12 protein-coding genes are annotated in these 17589 nt (G+C 42.2%); 8 read left to right on the top strand and 4 right to left on the bottom strand.

Features of this window, described 5'->3' with window-relative positions:
* Positions 1 to 722 precede the first annotated feature (722 nt).
* From DB520_RS13840 to DB520_RS13815, 6 genes are all read left to right on the top strand, one after another.
* The gene (locus DB520_RS13840; RefSeq protein ID WP_114750331.1) at positions 723 to 1082 is read left to right on the top strand and encodes a nuclear transport factor 2 family protein; all 360 of its coding nucleotides are present in this window, start codon (positions 723 to 725) and stop codon (positions 1080 to 1082) included.
* 425 nt (positions 1083 to 1507) lie between these two features.
* On the top strand, positions 1508 to 2896 hold the full coding sequence (locus DB520_RS13835; RefSeq protein WP_114750573.1) for an arginine decarboxylase: 1389 nt from the start codon (positions 1508 to 1510) through the stop codon (positions 2894 to 2896).
* 329 nt (positions 2897 to 3225) lie between these two features.
* Positions 3226 to 5187: a hypothetical protein gene (locus DB520_RS13830; RefSeq protein ID WP_114750330.1), complete on the top strand. Its 1962-nt coding sequence runs from the start codon at positions 3226 to 3228 to the stop codon at positions 5185 to 5187.
* 28 nt (positions 5188 to 5215) lie between these two features.
* Positions 5216 to 6034: a DUF2490 domain-containing protein gene (locus DB520_RS13825; protein ID WP_114750329.1), complete on the top strand. Its 819-nt coding sequence runs from the start codon at positions 5216 to 5218 to the stop codon at positions 6032 to 6034.
* Between the two features lie 5 nt (positions 6035 to 6039).
* The gene (locus DB520_RS13820) at positions 6040 to 6525 is read left to right on the top strand and encodes a porin family protein (protein WP_157972081.1); all 486 of its coding nucleotides are present in this window, start codon (positions 6040 to 6042) and stop codon (positions 6523 to 6525) included.
* Between the two features lie 461 nt (positions 6526 to 6986).
* A complete protein-coding gene (locus DB520_RS13815) occupies positions 6987 to 9548 on the top strand; it encodes a TonB-dependent receptor (protein WP_114750327.1) in 2562 nt (853 codons plus the stop codon).
* Positions 9549 to 9639: 91 nt separating this feature from the next.
* On the opposite strand, the gene DB520_RS13810 is transcribed toward DB520_RS13815, so the two are convergent.
* On the bottom strand, positions 9640 to 10077 hold the full coding sequence (locus DB520_RS13810) for a (4Fe-4S)-binding protein (protein ID WP_114750326.1): 438 nt from the start codon (positions 10075 to 10077) through the stop codon (positions 9640 to 9642).
* Between the two features lie 266 nt (positions 10078 to 10343).
* Here DB520_RS13810 and DB520_RS13805 point away from each other — a divergent pair, with 266 nt between their 5' ends.
* The gene (locus DB520_RS13805) at positions 10344 to 12638 is read left to right on the top strand and encodes an alpha-amylase family protein (RefSeq protein ID WP_114750325.1); all 2295 of its coding nucleotides are present in this window, start codon (positions 10344 to 10346) and stop codon (positions 12636 to 12638) included.
* A 1023-nt stretch (positions 12639 to 13661) separates the two neighbouring features.
* Here the strand turns inward: DB520_RS13805 and DB520_RS13800 are convergent.
* Complete coding sequence (locus DB520_RS13800; RefSeq protein WP_114750324.1) at positions 13662 to 14378, bottom strand: class I SAM-dependent methyltransferase; 717 nt, start codon at positions 14376 to 14378, stop codon at positions 13662 to 13664.
* 464 nt (positions 14379 to 14842) lie between these two features.
* On the opposite strand from DB520_RS13800, the gene DB520_RS13795 reads away from it, so the two are divergent.
* Positions 14843 to 15898, top strand: a complete 1056-nt coding sequence (locus tag DB520_RS13795) for an NAD(P)-dependent alcohol dehydrogenase (protein ID WP_114750572.1) — start codon at positions 14843 to 14845, stop codon at positions 15896 to 15898.
* 192 nt (positions 15899 to 16090) lie between these two features.
* On the opposite strand, the gene DB520_RS13790 is transcribed toward DB520_RS13795, so the two are convergent.
* Together DB520_RS13790 and DB520_RS13785 are read right to left on the bottom strand one after the other, a co-directional pair.
* On the bottom strand, positions 16091 to 16468 hold the full coding sequence (locus tag DB520_RS13790; protein ID WP_114750323.1) for a helix-turn-helix domain-containing protein: 378 nt from the start codon (positions 16466 to 16468) through the stop codon (positions 16091 to 16093).
* A 5-nt stretch (positions 16469 to 16473) separates the two neighbouring features.
* Positions 16474 to 16767, bottom strand: coding sequence for a type II toxin-antitoxin system HigB family toxin (locus DB520_RS13785; protein WP_114750322.1), 294 nt, complete (start codon positions 16765 to 16767; stop codon positions 16474 to 16476).
* Between the last annotated feature and the right edge of the window lie 822 nt (positions 16768 to 17589).

Here is a 17589-nt window from a genome sequence, read left to right as displayed (position 1 = left end):
GGAATTTGCAATTCCATTTCTTTGATGTGGCATATCCAAAGATGACGCTGATTATTAAGGGGTTTTGATGGAACTGGTATCTTAAATGTGGGTACTTTTGGCCATTACAAATGGCCTTTTGATGTCTTGTTTTTTGAATAATGATTACCGATAGGTGGGTGTAGTGGCATACTACACCCAGGTTATCGGTTCTGATATCATGGGAGTTTTGATGGAATTGTTCTCTTAAAAGTGTGCACTTTTGGCCATTACAAATGGCCTTTGAAGTTTTGTGTTTTGCACAAAGATTACCGATAGGTGGGTGTAGTGGCATTCTACACCCAGGGGCGAACTAGGCGTAGTTTGTAACTACTCCTTTCTATCCTCGGGAATTTGCAATTCCCTTTCCTTTATGTGGCATATCCAATGATGAGGCGAACTATCGAGGGGGGTTTTGATGGAACTGGTATCTTAAATGTGGGCTCTTTTGGCCATTACAAATGGCTTTTGATGTCTTGTTTTTTGAATAATGATTACGGATAGGTGGGTGTAGTGGCATACTACACCCAGATAAGGCCATTGCAAATGGCCAATTGATGTCTTGTATTTTGAAAAATGATTACCGATAGGTGGGTGTAGTGGCATACTACACCCAGGCGAGGAGGTTTTTCCAATTAAAGCCTAAAAATCTGAACTATTTTTTGGATTAAGTGTATATACATGTATAACCAAACCAACAAATTATGGCTTCTATAAAAGAAAACGTAGAGAAATTGAATCAAATGATCTTGGACGGTGAAATCTTGGATGCATTTGAAAAGTTTTATGCTGAAGAGATCGTGATGCAGGACAATGAAACTCCTGCCCGGGAAGGAAAAGATGCCAATAGAAAATTTGAGCAGGACTTCGTCAACAACCTTACCGAATTCAGGGGAGCAGAGGTGAAGAACATTATGATAAGTGAAGATGCGGGAGTGGCCGCTGTGGAGTGGTTTATGGACTATTCCCATAAAGAATGGGGAGACAGGACATATACCCAGGTGGCGGTACAAAGATGGAAGGACGGTAAAATCGTGAGCGAGAAGTTTTTCTATAACAATTAAAATGAAGGATTAAATTTGACCCACCTAATAATTTCAAGCTGCTTTTAATTCAGCGGTTCTGGGATGGGAAAAGCCCCCTTTTTTCTTACTAAAGAAGGGGGCTTTGTTTTGAAATACTAAAAAAGGATGGAAGGGTAGCCTGGGCATGGCCGTGAACAAGCGAGGGGGTTTTGTTGGAATTGATATTTTAAATGAGGGCTCTTTTGGTTATTCCAAATGGCCTTTGAAGTTGTATTTTGAACAATGATCACCGATATTGGGGTGTAGTGACATACTACACCCAGATAAGGTGTAGTGACATCCAGGATGGCCATCGCGATACACCCGAGGTAATTTTTGACCATAAATACCAATCATTTTTTGAAATTTCGATTTTTAGTACAAATTTTGAAGCAGTCAAAACTTTAATTCAACTACCAACCTTAATGAACAAATACATAGATTTGATACAGCAGACTTTTGATTTTCCCACGAAAGAATTTAGGGTGGAAAATGGCCAACTTCACTTCAACGGGGTAAACCTTATGGATATCATCTCCGAATATGGGACCCCCTTAAAGCTTACCTATCTGCCCAAAATTTCAGAAAGCATCCAGAACGCCAAGACCTATTTCAACAATGCTATACAGACTCATGGATACAAAGGTAAATATACCTATTGCTATTGTACCAAGTCCTCCCATTTTAGCTTTGTCTTGAACGAGGCACTGAAAAACGACATACATATTGAAACCAGCTCTACCTTTGATATCCCTTTGGTGAGAAGCCTATATGAGAAGGGTAAGATCACCAAGGAAACCTTCATCGTGTGCAATGGTTTTAAAAGGGACTTGTATAAGCAGTATATTTCAGAGTTACTGAATGACGGGTTTGCCAACTGCATCCCGGTGCTGGACAACCTTACAGAAATTGACTATTATTTGGAACACGTTAAGGTGCCTTTTCAGGTAGGTATTCGGATAGCAGCAGATGAGGAACCGAAATTTGGGTTTTATACCTCAAGATTGGGGGTACGTTACGCCGACATCGTGAAATTGTACGAGGAGAAAATCAAGGACAACCCCAATGTAAGCTTAAAGATGCTGCATTTTTTCATCAATTCCGGAATCCGCGATACGGCCTATTATTGGTCTGAGCTTACCAGGTTTATCCAGAAATATGTGGAGCTGAAAAAAGTGGCTCCGGAGCTGGACACCATGGATGTGGGAGGGGGATGGCCCATCAAAACCAATGTTTTTTTCGACTACGACTACCAATACATGGCCGATCAAATCGTGAAAAACATCAAGTGGATGTGTGCCAAAAACAACACCGTGGAACCCAACATCTTCACGGAGTTTGGGAGCTACACGGTAGGAGAGAGTGGGGCAGTACTTTATTCAATACTTGCAGAGAAACTCCAAAACGACAAGGAGCTCTGGTACATGATAGACGGCTCCTTTATCACCCAGCTTCCGGACAGTTGGGGACTAAACCAGAAATACATCATGCTGGCGGTCAATAACTGGGAGGAGGAATACCATAATATCTCTTTAGGTGGGCTTACCTGCGACAGTATGGATTACTACAATTCCGAGGCTCACCAGTTTAATATCTATCTGCCCAAGAGGCAGGAGGGCAAAAAGCAGTATATCGGCTTTTTTCATACCGGTGCCTATCAGGAGTCCCTGGGGGGGTACGGAGGCATACAACATTGCCTGATCCCTGCACCCAAACATATTATTATTGATAGGGAAAAGGACGGCTCTATCACCCATAAGCTGTTTGCCCCAGAACAGCAAAGTGAGAATATGCTTAAAACCTTGGGGTATTAACTATTTTTGGAAATTCAATTAGTTTAATTTGGTGTAAGGATTTAAAGGGTTTTCCACCGAACTGTTGATTAGGGAATTAGTTATTGAATTCATTGAAAAACCTTCTTTGTAGTCGGTTTTGGTGACCAAAGGTGAATTTGTAGTTTTGGTGGGAATTTGTCATTATCATAAGGTCGTTTTAATATAATTTTTTAGCTTTGTAGCCAAATCTGGCAAACTTGTTGAAGAATTTGTAATTGAACAGAGCCTAATTCGTTATTCTTTAAAGAATTTGGCGAATGCTTTGATTATAGGCTTCTTCTTAAACCAATTATTTACCATACACACCTATGCGGAATAATTATTTCTTATTTCCCCTTATTTTTTTAAAAGGTATCCTTTGTTATGGCCAGTCAGAAACAGTGTACGACGGAGAATATGAATTTAAAGGCAAAACCGGCAGGGCAACATTTGAATTCAGGGAAGATGTAGACGGGAACGTCATTATGCATGGTTTCTTTAACTTTGAAAGAAAAGAAATCGACTCTTTGGACCAAACCTTATTAACAAAATTTGAAGCAAGGGGGAACTATGAGGATAATCAAAAGGCCGGCAACTGGTCCTTTGATCAAGAAAGGCATAAAGTAAACCTGGAGGATGTAATAGATTTCGAAGTTATTGCCAGCTTGGAGAGTGAAGACATTGAGATTAAAGCAAGCTACAAAGAAGGTTTACCCAACGGAGTCTGGCAGTATTTGGAGAATATTTTCGAAGGTGGGAAGGTGCAGGAGAGGGCTAAGGCCGAAGATATCAATTTTGATGGTGGCCTAATGAAGGGTGGTATCTATTACCGAAGCTTTTATGATAATTTCACCCAGTTTATCCGCGGTGAGATAAATGATAATGGGTATATGCATGGGGAATGGTCATTGGTCTATGTGAAAGATTCCATATTGATATCCGAGGTAAGGAATTATGAAAATGGCCTATTGTTGGGTGTGGTAAGAAGGGATCTGGATTCCGGAGAAAAAATGGATGAAGCCATATTTTTCTCTACTATAGAAAAGCTGAATTTGGTTAACAACGAAGAAAACGAAGGCTTTGTGTTGGCTGATGGAGGTTATGGCATCAACTATAATGATGGGTATATGCAGAATACCATGCAACAGCAGATTCAAAAACCTGGAAATGATTTTATAGAAAATTTCATTACAAAAATCATGCGGTTTGATGATGCCGTGGAAAATGAAGAAACTATTGTTAGGTATCCATTTTTTACCAAACGATTTGAGTTTGAGTTCACTAAAGAGGAAGAGGAACTACTGGTAGAAATTCCGGTTATTTATGATCAGATCAGGGATTCGGTGGAAAGATACAGTGAGATGAATTCATTGGCCTTAAACCAGACTAAAAGTGATTCCTTAGCCTTTGCTTATGCCTACTTTAATAACCGTTTGGGAAAACTCGATAGAATAGAACCTACCATAGAGCTGATTAGAAGTGGGGAAATCAGGTATTATGATATGAAAAACTACACCAAGGACGGTGTATCCTTCATGTCTGCCATCGATATGATTACCTATAATTATGAGGAAGATACGCTTAGGAAAATGCTTCCCCGGGAAGTGTCCTTTCAAAGTTCCACCTCTTTTTTCGATAACCTTCGTGATTATTTGACGGAAGAAATGGATTTCGTTGCTGATATTAGCAGTTTTGTCACCACGGAATTATATGATATTGAGGTTAATACCAAACTTGTGGCTCTTGAAGCAGAGATTGTGGATAGAAAAGAGGAGTTGGACTCACTATATGCAAATTACAGTCACATTTCCAATGCGGAAGAGAACTTACTGGAGGCCATTCAAAACAACTTTATTGATGGTGTGTTTGAGAAGTTAAGTAGTGAATATGCCAATGAAATAGAATTTGAGGCCAAGATGGATAAGGGAAGGGTGATTTTGGACTTATTTGATGAATTAGAAAAGCGTTTTTCCGAATTAACCTTACTTTATCCTAGGAGGGAGGAGTTGGATGAAATTTATATGGAAGAAACCTTCAACCCTTTTACCTATAGCAGATACGATACCCGCGCCAAAGAAAGACTCTATGATGCCGGGGAAATACTTTTTGAACATTATATGGAAGAATTGAAAGAAGAAGAAGACTATACCCAAATAAAAGAACATATCAATAGAATTGCGAACCTTCAGGATCGATTGGTAGAATTGAGAGATCAGGACACGAGGGCATTGGAAAGAAGATTGGGCAGGAGAAACACACCAGGAAGAATTGAATCCGCCCTTGATCTTTAATCAAAGTAACATGTTTAAAACTTCGAAAATGAGCAAAAAGCTCTTGTTGTTAAGTTTATTGAGTTGGATTGTATGTTGGGAAGGTTTTGGACAGGAGGTGGAAGAATCGGCGGAACCGGTAAGAAGGGGTTTGGCTCCGACCACTGAATCTTGGAATGGGCTCTATTTAAAGTTCCGTCTTTCGGACAGGATTTTTTGGTACCAGGAGAATCATTATAGGAGAAGAAACTCCATAGCAAACCGGGCTGATTTTATAGGTCGTATGAGTCAGTTGTATAATAGGGCTGGTTTTGTCTATCTTTTTAACGACCAGTTTGAAGTTACAGTAGGCCCCACTTTAGTCTGGAATTTTACCCCTGATCCCGATGACCCTAATTATGAGAATAGTACCCTAGAGCCCAGATTATGGCACCAATGGCTCCTTACCCAATCCATTGCGGGAGTTAAAATCCTTCACCAATTTAGGTTTGAACACAGGTTTAAAAGAGATAATTTCATAGGTGCCGAATATGCCTATACGGATAGGTATAGGTATAAAATTACGGCTTACATCCCACTGAATAAGCCTAGGATGGAAAACAACACTTTTTTCCTTGCACCTTCCAATGAAATCTTCTTCGAAACTGGGAAACAGCAGATAGATGTCCTTGAAGAAAACAGGGTGTATACAGCCATTGGATATACTTATAATAATTTCATGTTTTTTGGGGGACACATGTGGACATATGGCCCTACCAATAACCCAGGGATATACAGAAACAGACATATTATAAGATTGAACATCATGTATACCTTGGATTTCAGGGGTAGAAGAACCCCAGTCACCAGAAGTTTACCCTCTCTATAATGGTCATGAACATAAAGATAAAATATCTTTTTCTTGGATCTGTGATGTGGATTTTGCTATCCCACAACGCCTTTGGACAATACCAAGAACAAATTAGGCTCCATTATTCCAATGAATATGGGTTGGGCAACAACCTTTTTGGTTTTAACCTTGTCGGGGAATATTTCTTGATTGATAACCTTTCTTTTGCTCCATCCGCTACCATTTTATTCCCTGCAACTGGCAAGGCAAGTGCTTTTAACTTCAATGCCAGGTATTATTTCACGGAGGAAGATATCCAACTCTATGGTTTGGCGGGGTATGGGATATTTAGAAGAAGGTATGAACATAACCCGGAACTCAATTTTGACAATAGAGGTTCGATAAATCTGGGTGCCGGTGTCTTATACAAAATTTATGATGAAATCGGCCTAAATTTCGAGATCAAGGTCCAACCCCAAAATAATGGGGAGGTTTGGCTCAAATTGGGTATGCTTTATTATATTAATTGAGTTCTTGGAAATTGTTGAGCTTTTTAATTTGCCGGAGGTATTTTTAGGATGTCAATTGTTTTAATTTAAACCTTTTTTGAGCCATTGTTGATTCATGGCTTCAAGTTTAGTTTTCCAAAGCCCACTTGCTTCTGAATTTGTAATGACCTCCCTTTACATCTACCCCTGTTTGCCTGGATATTTTTTTTAATTAGAAGGAGATAATTTTGACATCAGTTGGTTTTGGAATTTACCCTAGAAAATTTTCCTCGTAACCATTCAGGAATGTACTTTTAGCCTTTTTTAGTCTAAAAACACGAGTACAAAACTGCTTTGAAATAGTCGCTAAGAATAATTTCTAATAAAATCGATTTGATTGAAATCCTTTATTTATATTTGCCTATTAAATCTATAGGGTTTATGTGTTAATATAATCTGTCCAATAAAAAATTATTCATAAAGTATTACCATTCAGCACTAAAATGAAAAAAATAGTTTCCATTTTGCTATTATACACAGGGATCATTGGGTCCTCCCTTTATGCCCAGGGAATTCTGACTGGCAGGGTTAGCGATCAGGAAAACATCCCTTTGATAGGGGTAGCTCTTGTAATTAAGGACAGCAACTTCTATGTCTTTACCGACGAAACCGGAAAATTCTCCCTCAGCCATGAAATCCCTTATCCTCTTACCTTAAAAGTAAGCTTATTGGGATTTGAACCCTTGGATATTCCCTTTTCCACAAATCCCTCACTCCCAATTGTACTTTCACTAGAGGAAAGCAATGAACTTGGGGAAATTGTGGTAACGGCCAGAAGAAGACAAGAAGAGGTCCAAGCCATACCTATTTCCATTACAGTAATTGGAGGAACTCAGTTGGAAGACAACCAGGCCTTTAATGTAAACCGCCTAAAGGAATTGGTACCTACTGTACAGTTATACTCTTCCAATCCCCGGAACACGACCTTGAACATCCGGGGTTTGGGATCCACCTTCGGCCTTACCAATGACGGCATAGACCCTGGCGTGGGCTTTTACGTGGATGGGGTGTATTATGCCCGACCCGCGGTGACGACCTTGGACTTTATAGACGTGGAGCAAGTTGAGGTGTTACGGGGGCCTCAAGGCACCCTATTTGGGAAAAACACCTCTTCCGGTGCTTTTAATATTGCTACTAAAAGACCTCGTTTTCAATCCGATGCCACCTTGGAATCCAGTATAGGCAATTTTGGTTTTGTACAAACCAAAGGTTCTCTGACAGGGCCTTTGACAAATAAATTGGCCGGCCGGGTATCCTTCTCAGGTACCAAAAGGAATGGCTTGATCCAAAACCAAAAGACGGAGACCTATACCAATGAATTGAATAACCTAGGGTTTCGGGGTCAACTTTTATACCTCCCATCCGAGAGGGTGGAAGTATTGGTGGCTGCCGATGCCACGCGGCAAAGACCGGACGGATATGCACAGGTGATAGCTGGGGTGGCGGAAACGCAAAGAGCCCCTTTCAGGCAATTTAAACAGATCCTAGCTGACCTTGACTATTCTCTGCCTTCAACAAATGCTTTTGACAGGGTTATCGACCACGATACCCCTTGGCGATCAGGAAATGATATGGGTGGGTTTTCTGTAAACGTGGATACGGAAATCGGAAATGGCACCCTAACGGCAACTTCCGCTTGGAGATTTTGGAATTGGGACCCTTCCAACGATAGGGATTTCACCGGTTTGCAGGTTCTTTCCCTGTCCCAGGCACCTTCCAAACATGAGCAATGGTCACAGGAAATCAGGTATGCAGGGGAGATTGGCCAATCCTTGTCCGGGGTGTTGGGGGTCTACTCACTCTGGCAGGATCTAAGGTCCAGTCCCTACCACACCGAAGAATCCGGTGTGCACCAATGGCGTTTTATACAAAACAATCAAAATCCCTTGTGGCAGACACCAGGTTTGTTGGAAGGATATGGCATAAGGACCAGAAACAGTTTGCGTAGCTTTAGCGGGGCGGTTTTTGGTCAATTGGACTGGAAGATCACAGATAAGCTTAATCTGCTGCCGGGGATTCGGTGGAACTATGATGAGAAACAAGTGGATTTCGAAAGGACTACCTATGGAGGCTTGCAAACCAACGACCCTGAATTGTTGGCGCTTCAGCAGATGGTGTATAATGATCAGGCATTTACCGCTGCGGTAGGCGAGTCTAATTTCTCTGGGCAGGTTACTTTGGCTTATAGACCCGTTGAACAAGTGAATTCATTTGTTACTTTTTCAAACAGCTTTAAACCAGTAGGAATTAATCTGGGTGGATTACCTAGGGAAAATGGTAGGACTATGGTGGAACTGGCAAGGGTGGAACCCGAGTTGATTAACCATTGGGAGGCCGGAATTAAAACCAGCCCTTCCCAAAACGCTACGTTAAATATAGTTTTACACCATACCGTGATCAGGAACTTTCAGACATTGGTACAAAGTCCTGATCTATCCGTAAACAGGGGGTACTTGGCCAATGCCGAACGAGTGAGGGTTTCAGGCCTTGAATTGGATTTCAACGTCCGGCTACATAAAAACCTGACAAACTTCGGAGCAATTGCCTACACAGACGGTAGATATATCACGTTTACCAATGCCCCAGTTCCTTTGGAGGAAGTGGGAGGAGAGAGTTTTAAGGATATTTCTGGGAGCAGGCTACCTGGGATTTCCAGATGGGCCGGTTCCTACGGTGCAGAATGGTCAAAGGGATTTAGCATTTTCGGGGAAAAAATGACCTTCTTTCTGGCAGGGGAGGGTTTTTTCAGATCCGAATTTTCTTCCAGCCCTTCCCCTTCCCGCTATTTGAATGTTCCCGGATATGCATTGTTCAACCTTAGGTCAGGCTGCAGGGCAGGGGAGGGGATTACCCTCTTTGTTTGGGCAAGAAATCTTCTGGACACTAACTATTATGAGCAACTTATGCCAGCAGCGGGCAATATAGGACACTATGCCGCTACACTTGGAGATCAACGTACCTACGGACTTACCATGAGATACCATTGGAAAAAAAAGGAAGCCTAACCTATTTATCCTAAAGTTCATTACTAAAATGGGAATTCTGACTAGAAATTAGAATCAAGAGGTTCATAAAAAGAAAAAGTGAATTTTCTGTTTAACCTTCAAAACCGATTTTCTTATGGCTGCCATCACAATGGGGCTTCTTTTTGGATGCCCCACATCTGCAAAAGGCAGTAACCTTGCCTTTTTTCCTTTTCTTTGCGTCTTTAAAATCTACTTTTATGTCCCCATACACCATAATAGGACCATTGGCAATAATTTCCACCAAGGGAATTTCCTTTTCAGGCTCTGGGGTTTGTTTTACTTCCTCAATGGGGGCGGCATCATTGAAGTAATAATCCAAAGCTCCGGAAGGGCATATCTTTACCTGATTCACTATTTCGTCGGTGGTGGATCCCTCCATTTTTATCCAGGGTTTTTCACTTGGCTTAAAGACCTCGGGCAGACCTTTGAAGCATTTTTCCGAATGTATGCACTTTGCAGGCTCCCAGGTCACAGTCACCTCACCATTGGTATAGGTCTTTTTACTCATAATGCTCTTAATCTTTAAAGCTAAAAGTTAGGCAATTGATCAGACAATTGACAACTATTTTTCAATCTACTGACATAAATTGTAAAGGAAGCAGCTTTATTTACTCCCAACAGAAGCGACCTAAGGTAAGACTTAGCTACTCTTTAGCGGTTGTGTAGATTTCTTTCGGCCAATAATTTTGGGTTTTGTTTACCATCTACCTTTAGTTTTATTAATTTACTACGATTAAGTCAACAGTATAACCCATTACCCTAAATGACCGAACTATGATCTTTGAAGAAAGGCGAAATTTTATCAAGAAACTCTCCTTATTGTCAGCTACCCTTTCCACTGGGCCTTATTGGTCCTATGCCAAGGAGTCTCCCGCAAAGGCCCTGGAGAAAGAGGATCCCTGGTATAAAACCGCAACTAGATGGGGCCAGACCAACATCACCGAAATTGATGTGGATAGGTATGACATTTCTTGGTGGAGAGCATATTGGAAGAAAACCAAGATAGATGGCGTAATCGTCAATGCGGGAGGGATCGTATCCTATTATCCCAGCAAGGTTCCTTTCCATCGGCCCGCTGAATTTTTGGGTGGAAGGGATCTGTTTGGAGAGCTTTGTGAGGCGGCGCACCAGGATGGATTGGCGGTTTTTGCCCGTATGGATTCCAATCGGGCCCACAGGGAATTCTATGAGGCCCATCCCGACTGGTTTACTATTGACAAAGAGGGAAACCCCTATATGGCCGGTGATCAGTACATTACTTGTGTAAATGGCCCCTATTACGATCGCCACATACCTGCCATCCTGGAGGAAATAATCACGCTATATAGTCCCGAGGGATTTACAGATAACCGCTGGGTGGGGCTCACCAGGGACAAAATTTGCTATTGTACCAATTGCAAGGAAAAGTTCAGGGAGAGAACGGGCTTTGAACTTCCCCTTCAAAAAGACTGGGAGGATAAGGCCTATCAGGAGTGGATACTTTGGAACTACTCCCGAAGGTTGGAAATATGGGATTTTAATAATCAGGTGACCAAAAAATTCGGGGGCCCCGATTGCATCTGGTCTGGTATGAACAGTGGATCACTCAAAGAGCAGTGTGAGACATTCAGAGATTACAAGGAAATAGGCGCAAGGGCAGATATCTTGATGTTGGATTATCAGACTCGTGATGTCAAGTCCGGATTCCAACACAATGGTGAAGTAGGTAAACTCATCCATGGGTTGATGGGTTGGGACAAACTGATTCCGGAGAGTATGTCCCTATATCTCAATTTTAATTGGCGCCCCACTTTCCGGCTTTCCAGTCAACCTGCCTTGGAGGCCAGGTCCTGGATGTATAGTGGGATTGCAGGAGGTATTCAGCCCTGGTGGCATCATGTATCGGCTTATCATGAAGACAGAAGAATGTATAATACTGCTGCTGAGGTATTTGATTGGCATAAAGAAAATGAAAGCTACCTAATCAACAGACAGCCAATTGCCAATGTTGGCGTAGTTTGGTCCCAGCGCAATCAGGATTTTTTTGGGAGGGATCATCCCGAAACCATCATTGAGGAGCCCTGGAGGGGGTGTACCCATGCACTGACCAGAGCAAGAATCCCCTATCTTCCACTTCATGTCGAACAGGTTGCAGACCATTTAGAGGATTTTTCGGTGCTTATATTACCTAATTTGGGGATCCTTTCAGAGGAACAGGCCAGTGCAATCAGGGCTTTTGTGGAGAATGGAGGCAGTTTGGTGGTCACGGGGCTTTGCGGACTTTTTGATGAGCGGGGAAAAAGAAGGGAGGACTTTCTGCTGGCGGACCTGATGGGGGTACATGCCAGCCCTAAGTACAATTATCAATTTGAAGAAAATAGGGCTAAAGCATCTACCAAACACACCTATTTAAGGTTGGTTCCCGAATTAAGAAGGGAGGTGGACGGGCCTAACTCTGGTGATGAACCCGAAATTTCCGGGAAGCGGCATGAAATATTGGAGGGGTTTGATGAGACAGACATTCTACCCTATGGGGGAATGTTGGAGCCTGTGGAAATGGAACAGAAAGCCACTGTGTTGATGACATTCGTACCTGAATTTCCCATATTCCCCCCAGAAATGGCTTGGATGAGAACCCCGGTCACCGACATCCCTGGTTTAGTGGTGAATGAGACACCTCAAGGGGGAAAAGTGGTCACCTTTCTAGCAGATATTGACCGAAGGTTTAGCAGGGACAATATCTCCGATCATGGTTTGCTTTTGGAAAATGTGATAAAGTGGTCTGCAGGAGACACTTTACCCGTGACTGTAGAAGGCCCAGGCTTGATAGAATGCCATTTATACCGGCAAAACAACCTTCTGATCCTTCACCTTATCAACCTTACGAATGTCGCCACCTGGCGCCACCCTGTAGAGGAGCGGATGCCAATAGGTCCAATTAAGATAAAAATCAAGGTGGCTGGAATGGCTGCTTTCACCGATGCCAACTTGAAAGTTGCCAATCGCGCTGTAGAAGTGAATGTCGCAAATGACACCCTGGAATTGGTGGTGGATTCCGTTTCCTCCCATGAGATGCTGGTGATATCTTAAGGAGATGCTGGTGATATCCTAATGAGAATACTGGTTTAACCAATAGAAGGTATGGTATTGGTTTTAGAAACAGGAACTATTTGGCCATTACAAATGGCCTTTTCAATGTTCTTTATCTTGAACAATGATCACCGATAAAGTGGTGTAGTGGCATACTACACCGAGTCGAGTTTTAATCAAGAGGAGGTATGGAATTGGTTTTTGAAGCAGTAGCTATTTGGCCATTACAAATGGCCTTTTCAATGTTCTTTATCTTGAACAATGATCACCGATAAAGTGGTGTAGTGGCATACTACACCGAGTCGAGTTTTAATCAAGAGGAGGTATGGAATTGGTTTTTGAAGCAGTAGCTATTTGGCCATTACAAATGGCCTTTTCAATGTTCTTTATCTTGAACAATGATCACCGATAAAGTGGTGTAGTGGCATACTACACTGAGTCGAGGTTTCATCAAGAGGAGGTATGGTATTGGTTTTAGAAACAGGAACTATTTGGCCATTACAAATGGCCTTTTCAATGTTTTTTATCTTGAACAATGATCACCGATAAAGGGGTGTAGTGGCATACTACACCCAGTCGAGTTTTAATCAAGAGGAGGTATGGAATTGGTTTTTGAAGTAGGAGCTATTTGGCCATTACAAATGGCCTTTTCAATGTTTTTTATCTTGAACAATGATCACCGATAAAGGGGTGTAGTGGCATACTACACCGAGTCGAGGTTTCATCAAGAGGAGGTATGGAATTGGTTTTTGAAGCAGGAGCTATTTGGCCATTATAAATGGCCTTTTCAATGTTTTTTATCTTGAACATTGATCACCGATAAAGGGGTGTAGTGGCATACTACACCGAGTCGAGGTTTCATCAAGAGGAGGAATGGAATTGGTTTTTGGAGCAGGAGCTATTTGGCCATTATAAATGGCCTTTTCAATGTTTTTTATCTTGAACAATGATCACCAATAAAGGGGTGTAGTGGCATACTACACCCAATCGAGCATACTACACCCAGTCGAGGTTGAGTGGGTTTTATTCCCCTTTCTGGTAAACTAGAAAATGCTGCATGTGCATAAAATCCCCCTTTTCTGCCAAATGAAAACCATTGGCCTTCATCTCTTTTTCGATTTGGGCAAGGGTCATTTTGTGAAGGGGTTTGATGGCCACCTCGGGATCTTCCCCCCTGTATTCTATCAGAACCAGCTTCCCATCGGTTTTCAGCGATTTTTTTATGGCTGCCAGCATCTCATGAGGATACAGGAGCTCATGGTACACATCCACCATAATTACCATATCCAAGGCATTATTAGAAAGGTTGGGGGTTTTTTCATCCCCTTTTGTGGCCTCCACATTGGTGACTCCCAATTCCTCCGCTTTATCCTTAAGATAGATAAGTGCTTCTTCTTGCACTTCCACCGCATACACCTTTCCCTCCGGCACTCTTTTGGCAATCCTGAAGGTATAAAAACCCGACCCGGCCCCAATATCAGCCACTTGGTGATCGGGTTCCAGCGGTAGGTTGGCTATGGCCTCATCGGTATTTTCTTCTCTGGACCTACTGGGCCTTTCCAGCCAGTTCACACCGTGAAAACTCATGATTTTGGAAATTTCCCTTCCCTTATATACTTTTCCCGTACCGTCCCTATCTGGAGTTTTATAGGTGTAAGGGTCATTGTCCTGGGCCATACAGGCTCCTTTTGCTATCAAAATCAAAAGCAAGCCTCCAAAAAACAGCCTAAAATACCTCATGGAATTTGGGTTTTGGTTGATGATTAAGGATTAACAAATTTTTTGGCAATATGGTGCGAAGGGTTTTTGAATGAAATTCTTAGCATTGCGGATAACCTCGGTTCTATATATCACTAAGATACTTAGTAACCGAGGGAGGGGGAGTTTTGTTTTTGTAAATCAACCCATCAAGAAGATGGACTAAAAAGCAACCTACAGGAAATCAATGTCTTGCTTAAGCATAGTAGGTGGAATGTAGGTGAGAAAGCGTATGGCCTAGGTTTTACAAAGGTGACGCCTTTCAATAATTCTCTTCAAACAACATGCGAAAACTAACTCACTGAAGTTGAGGGAAGGATCAATCCTGTTACAATTGAACCTCTAAAAGTTAATAAGTTGCCCATAGCTTTCCCCACCGCTCAAGCAAACTTTAAAGGGAATCATGAAGTTAATTAACTATGTACCTAACCAAAAAACAGAAAGAAATGCAAACTACCAAGGTAAAAGCATTTGGCGCTGCCTCCTCCGAGGCGGATCTGGATCAAATGAATATCCTACGCAGAAGCGTGCTCCCCAAGGATGTGGAATTGGAAATCCTTTATTGCGGTGTGTGCCATTCGGATTTACATACTGCCCGTAATGACTGGGGAGGAACTATATACCCAACTGTCCCTGGACATGAAATTGTGGGCAAGGTTACCCAGGTTGGAGAGGAAGTGTCCAGCATTAAGGTAGGGGACCTGGTAGGTGTAGGTTGCTTGGTGGATAGTTGCAGAACCTGCGAAAGCTGTAAAAAGGATTTAGAACAATATTGTTTGAATGGATTTACTGGAACTTACAACGGTCATGAAAAATATTTGGATGCTCAGACCTTTGGGGGCTATTCTGAAAAAATTGTGGTGGATGAACACTTTGTGCTAAAGGTACCGGAAAACCTGGATGCAGCTGCGGTCGCCCCTTTGCTATGTGCGGGCATTACTACTTATTCCCCACTAAGGCATTGGAAGGTAAAGGAGGGAAGCAAAGTAGCCGTAGTTGGTCTCGGAGGATTAGGCCATATGGCCATCAAATTGGCCAAGGGTATGGGAGCCGAAGTCACTTTATTTTCGAGATCCAAAGGCAAAACAGCCGATGCCAAGAAATTGGGTGCCGATGAAGTTATCATTTCTACCGATGCCCAACAAATGAAATCGATAAAGGGCAAATTTGATTTAATTATTGACACGGTTCCTTATGTTCATGACCTCAACCCTTATGTAGCCACCCTGAACATCAATGGCACCTTGGTGCTGGTAGGTTACCTAGGCGAACTGGATCCCATGCTTCATTCCGTACCCTTGATTATGGGGAGGAAATCTGTGGCTGGCTCTGTAATTGGAGGTATCGCTGAAACCCAGGAAATGCTTGATTTCTGTGGGAAGCACAACATCGTGTCCGAAATAGAAATGATAACCATGCAGGACATCAACACCGCTTACGAAAGAATGTTAAAGAGCGATGTGAAATACCGTTTTGTGATAGATATGGCGTCTTTGAAGTAAGGTTGTTAATACTAGCATTCTGTTTGATTATCGTAATTCTTAAGTATCCGTAACCAAATCTTAGCATTTACTCACTATGGACTCAAGTTACTTTCCAATACACGCTGAATGCCAGACAACCTTTCAATCCTTCACATAGGATTACTTGATTTTTCAAAACTGCTTAGGCAATTAAACCTTTTCAGTGAAGGTTCAGGACACTTCACATTGAATTTCCTGAATTAGTACTTCCACTGGAAGGCCAAGGATTTGGCGCAGGTTACGGATCATTTTCAGGGAGAGTGGGATTTTTCGGTTTAATACTTTCGAAACTGTTCCTTTATCCCCAATGGCAGGAATAAGGTCTTTAGCTTTTAAGCCCAGGTCCTCCATCCTTATTTTGATGGCATCGATGGGATCAGGCAAAGGGATTTCATCGAAATTTTCCGCTTCGTACTTTTCTACCAGCAACACCAAAACCTGTAGCTCCTGAGATTCAGGGGAACCTTTTGGAACATCAAAAAGCTCCTCTATTCGTTGCAAAGCCTTTTTATACTCCTTTTCTGTTTCAATTAGTTGTAAATACTTCATGTTGCCTACACGTTTAATACATCAATTTTATCATATTCCGCATGTGTCCCAAACCATTTAATCAATGCATGTTTGTATTGAAAACTAAACCTCACCACCAAACGATAATTTTTTCCTTTTACATTGAATACCATTCTTTGACCACCCACCTGATCTGCACTAGGATAGTCCTGTTGAACTTCATGAGGATTTTTCCACGATGCTTTTCGTGCAATAGCCACCCAAGTGGTTAGCCAGTCCTTGGCATCCGGGTGTTTGGTGTAATAGTCTTTGAGGGTCTGTTCCCTAATAATATGCACAACATAAAATTAATCTAATAAGTTGGTTAATAACCAACTTATTAGATTAATTTAGATACCAGGTTGGCAGAAGTCCTAGGGATACAGCTACAGGCTATTTTGGCGGAAAATGAACAAGTAGTCACCAAGGAAACGATTCTAGATAAAGTAATAAAATGGGGGAATTGATATAAGGTGTAGTTTATTTGCCCGACGGTGAAGCTGTCGAACGCTTCAATATCCCCAGGTTGCACCTAGGGTATTGGTGATATTGCTTATTCCAATCCTGAATGGGTTGAACTTTACTTTCTGAGGCAGAAGTTTCGACCCGCTTTGGGGTCGTGGTGGAGGAGGGGTCACAACCCCGGACGGGGTTGAACTCCGCAAACAAGGAATCGGATGGGTATTACATTCAATAAACCCATCCAATTCACCTAAAAGACTCCGTTTCTTAGAGACAGCTTAGAGACAGAGAGACTTGGTGATTTGTTTTTGTGCGAATGGGTGGTTTGGTTTACCCAGATGTTTCCACCATCCCCTTTCTCCCCCTCCTAAAACAGGAGGGGGCGAGCGAGAGGTTGTTTTTGTCCTCTGGAGTGCGTATATCCCCAATATATTTTGTTTATGTCGTTTCACAGGCCAGGAAATCGAAAAAATCCATTCTCCCATAAACAATCAAGCTCCCTCTCCCTGGAGTTGCAAAGCCCGTAGAACGAAGTGGTTACGGGAGGAGAGGGTTGGGGTGAGGGCACAAGGACCCGGAATCGCGACCCAAGCCAAATTTCGAAGCGAAACAAGGAGGGGGATAAAAGGGGGTGGTCAAAATAATTCGGGTGCAATGAC

Origin of the sequence: Pleomorphovibrio marinus, from assembly GCF_003347495.1 — a bacterium.
In the GTDB taxonomy this organism is placed as follows: domain Bacteria; phylum Bacteroidota; class Bacteroidia; order Cytophagales; family Cyclobacteriaceae; genus Pleomorphovibrio; species Pleomorphovibrio marinus.
Note: the sequence above shows the minus strand (reverse complement) of the source record. Positions and strands in the feature narration are given on the sequence as shown.

Excerpts from the sequence above, each read along its gene's own strand:
- DB520_RS13840 (WP_114750331.1), top strand. The coding sequence starts at position 723 with ATGGCTTCTATAAAAGAAAACGTAGAGAAATTGAATCAAATGATCTTG.
- DB520_RS13835 (WP_114750573.1), top strand. The coding sequence starts at position 1,508 with ATGAACAAATACATAGATTTGATACAGCAGACTTTTGATTTTCCCACG.
- DB520_RS13830 (WP_114750330.1), top strand. The coding sequence starts at position 3,226 with ATGCGGAATAATTATTTCTTATTTCCCCTTATTTTTTTAAAAGGTATC.
- DB520_RS13825 (WP_114750329.1), top strand. The coding sequence starts at position 5,216 with ATGAGCAAAAAGCTCTTGTTGTTAAGTTTATTGAGTTGGATTGTATGT.
- DB520_RS13820 (WP_157972081.1), top strand. The coding sequence starts at position 6,040 with ATGAACATAAAGATAAAATATCTTTTTCTTGGATCTGTGATGTGGATT.
- DB520_RS13815 (WP_114750327.1), top strand. The coding sequence starts at position 6,987 with ATGAAAAAAATAGTTTCCATTTTGCTATTATACACAGGGATCATTGGG.
- DB520_RS13810 (WP_114750326.1), bottom strand. The coding sequence starts at position 10,077 with ATGAGTAAAAAGACCTATACCAATGGTGAGGTGACTGTGACCTGGGAG.
- DB520_RS13805 (WP_114750325.1), top strand. The coding sequence starts at position 10,344 with ATGATCTTTGAAGAAAGGCGAAATTTTATCAAGAAACTCTCCTTATTG.
- DB520_RS13800 (WP_114750324.1), bottom strand. The coding sequence starts at position 14,378 with ATGAGGTATTTTAGGCTGTTTTTTGGAGGCTTGCTTTTGATTTTGATA.
- DB520_RS13795 (WP_114750572.1), top strand. The coding sequence starts at position 14,843 with ATGCAAACTACCAAGGTAAAAGCATTTGGCGCTGCCTCCTCCGAGGCG.
- DB520_RS13790 (WP_114750323.1), bottom strand. The coding sequence starts at position 16,468 with ATGAAGTATTTACAACTAATTGAAACAGAAAAGGAGTATAAAAAGGCT.